At 69.4% G+C, this 2,750-nt stretch carries 3 protein-coding genes; all 3 read right to left on the reverse strand.

Features of this window, described 5'->3' with window-relative positions:
- A partial coding sequence (locus AC5RUJ_RS14040) for an ATP-binding protein (RefSeq protein ID WP_494156031.1) occupies nt 1-1,019 on the reverse strand: 1,019 nt, incomplete at its 3' end.
- A 1-nt stretch (nt 1,020) separates the two neighbouring features.
- Nucleotides 1,021-1,833, reverse strand: a complete 813-nt coding sequence (locus tag AC5RUJ_RS14045; RefSeq protein ID WP_494127863.1) for a DUF4194 domain-containing protein — start codon at nt 1,831-1,833, stop codon at nt 1,021-1,023.
- Nucleotides 1,833-2,750 (reverse strand): DUF3375 family protein (locus AC5RUJ_RS14050; protein ID WP_494156032.1); only part of this gene is annotated, 918 nt, incomplete at its 5' end. The genes AC5RUJ_RS14050 and AC5RUJ_RS14045, both read right to left, overlap by 1 nt.

The following is a 2,750-nucleotide window of genomic DNA, read 5'->3' on the forward strand; positions in this document are numbered from 1 at the left end:
TCGCGTGCCGCTTCGGCGGTTGCCAGCGCGGCCGTCGCCGCCGTTGCTTCCGCTTCCAGCCGGTCGATCTGCCGGCCATGGCAGTCCAGCGCCAAACGTCGCCGGTAGAGCGGCAGGGCCTCGTCCGCCAACACCTGGTTGCGCTCCAGCCCGGCCTGCGCCTGCTGCAGCTCCCGATGCAGTCGGGGCACGGGGGCCAGCAGGTCCCGCTGCTGCCGGGCGCGTTCCAGCTGCCGCCTGATGCTGCTGAGGTGGCTGAAGTCTTCCACGGCCTCCTCCGCGGCGGCCAGCGTCCGGGGCGTGTCCAGCACATGGTTGCGGAAGAAGTCGTTCACGGTGCCGCCCAGGCCCCTGCCCGTCTGCAGCGTCCGCAGCAGGCCGAAGGCCTTTTCCTGGTCGATGCCCAGCGCTTGCCGGAATCGCTCGGCAAAAGCCTTGTGCGAATCGAAGACCTGGCTGCCCGGCAACAGGGCCTCCAGCGAGGTCTTGCTGAACCGGCCCAGCATGCGGGCCTCCAGGGCGGGAATGTCCAGGGCCTTGTTATGCAGCACATAGAAACGGCCCACATTGTGTTCGGTCCCGTTGGCCGGCAGGTCCAGCAGCACGGACAGGCTGGTGGTCTGCCCCAGGGCGTTGTCGAAGGTCAGGCAGACCGCCGACCAGGTGGCACCGGGACGCTGGTAGAACGTGGCGTTCCGGGAACCGTCGCCGTCCGCCGGGGTGGCGCCCAGCCGTCCGCGCATGTAGCTGAACGCGGTGCGCCGTTCCTCGGCGGCGCTGCCGGCGCTGGTTTGGGCGGCCTCGTTCATCTTCGGCCGCGCGTCCAGCACCTGCAGCATGCCGTCGAAGATGGTGGACTTGCCCACCCCGGAGCCGCCGGTCAGCAACGTTCCGGCGCGGTCCACGCGGATGGTGTGGGAGCCGTCGAAGGTGCCCCAATTGACCAGCTGCACGCGGCTGAGGCGGTGCTGGCCGGGATTGAGCAGCCCGTCGAGGGGCAGGATCGTCTCGATGCTCATGTCAGGCCTCCTCGCCGTCGACAGCCAACTGGTCGGTCTCCGGTGCCTCGCCTGCCGGCGGGAGAGTACCGGCCAGCGAGCCGATCACCGCCGGAATGTCGCCGATGTTCTCGAAGGGCAAGGCCAGCGGCAGGGCCGGGGAAATGACCCACACGTCCGAAAGTTCGGTGGCTTCCAGCAGCCGGCGCTCGTTGGACAGCTTGCGGATGGAGGCATCGGCCAGGTCCTCGACGTGTTTGGCGTCGTGCTGTTCGGGGTCCACGTAGTCCTGCAGCACGTCGATCACGTCGTCCCGGCTGATCAGCGGCTCCGTCCCGGTGCCGGCGTGGCGATCCTGGATGAGCCGCATGCGCAGGAGCAGCAGCGTCTCCTCGCGCGTCATCTCCCGCTGCCGCTGCAGGGCGTTGGTGTGCGGTTCGGCCATGGGGACCGGCCGCAGCATGGCGACCTTGCGGTCTTCGTCGATGATCAGTTGCAGGAACAGCTCGCTGAGCCGGGAGGCGAGGACGCGGCGGTGTTCCACCACGGTGTCGTAGACCCGGTCCGTGGAGCCGGCGTGCAGGTAGGGGCCGCGCAGCAGCCGGACCAGGGCCTGGCGCAGCTTCAGGGGAAGCTTGCCGGTATCGCCGTCGAAGAGTTCGGGCCCGTCCACAATCTCGTTGCGGGCGGTCGCCTCTACAGCCTCGGCGGGATCCGCCTCCTCCGGCCCGGCAGCCTGGGCGGGATCCGCCTCCTCCGGTGCGGCCGCGTCCTCGGGCCCTGCGGACGGATGGGCGGAAACCCCGGTCAACTCGTCCTCGGTCAACTCGTTCATTAGTCTGCAGCTTTCGTGAAAGTGACGGCGGGCAGCACCGCGGTTCGTTCGCTGCCGTCGATTTGGATCAGGGTCACGCTGTCGGTCGCATCCGGATCGAGCACGCCGCCGGTATTCAAGGCCCGGTGCAGCAGCCAGCGCAGGCTGTTCAGGTGCCGGTGTTCCGGTTCCAGCTGGTCGTAGACCGCCGACAACGGCGCCGGCCCGCGTGCTTCGACGGCGGTGCGCACCGCACGGGAGAGCACCTCGGCGTCAGCCTGCGGCGTGCGTACCGCGCGGCGGATGTCCGCTTCGGTGAACTCGGGCGGCGGCGGCAACTTCGCCGGCGCCTGGTGATCCTGCGGGTCGTAGAGCCGGATCATGCTCACCGATTCGAAGCCGGAGCCGTACAACTGCGGCGCCGGTACCACCGCACGCCGGCCCGGCAGGCTGTGCCGCGACTTGAAGATCGCCGCCTCGGCAGCCCGGATCGCCTGGCGCAGCTGGACCGATTCGCGGTAGTCGTCCGACTGCACGAAGGTGTGCATGCTCTCCGAGAGCCGCCCGTAGATGCGGTGGATCTCGGCCGCCTGCGCCCGCAACTGGGGCATGAGCTGCTGCAGGGCCCTCCGGTCCTCCGGCTCCAGGCCGTCGGCGAAGTCCCGCTCGAGCACGTCGGCGATCGCCTGGCGGAAACGCTGCTGCTGGTCCTCGTCGTTCAGGAACGCCGTGAAGCTCTCGTACGTCCGGCCTTCGCTGGTGCCGCGCAGCCGTTTGTCGGCGTCGAGCACCTCGCCCATGGTGATGCCCTTGGTGGCATTCGACTCGACGATTTCGGCGCGCAGCGTGTGCAGCATGCGCTCCAAGCCGTCGCGCATCCGCTTGAAGTCGGCCGGCAACCCGGCCGCCAGCGCCAGGATGTCGCGTGCCGCCTCCGC

This window comes from Arthrobacter sp. Y3223164 (genome assembly GCF_059091005.1).

Coding starts and splice junctions, on each gene's coding strand:
- AC5RUJ_RS14045 (WP_494127863.1), bottom strand. CDS start 1,833: ATGAACGAGTTGACCGAGGACGAGTTGACCGGGGTTTCCGCCCATCCG.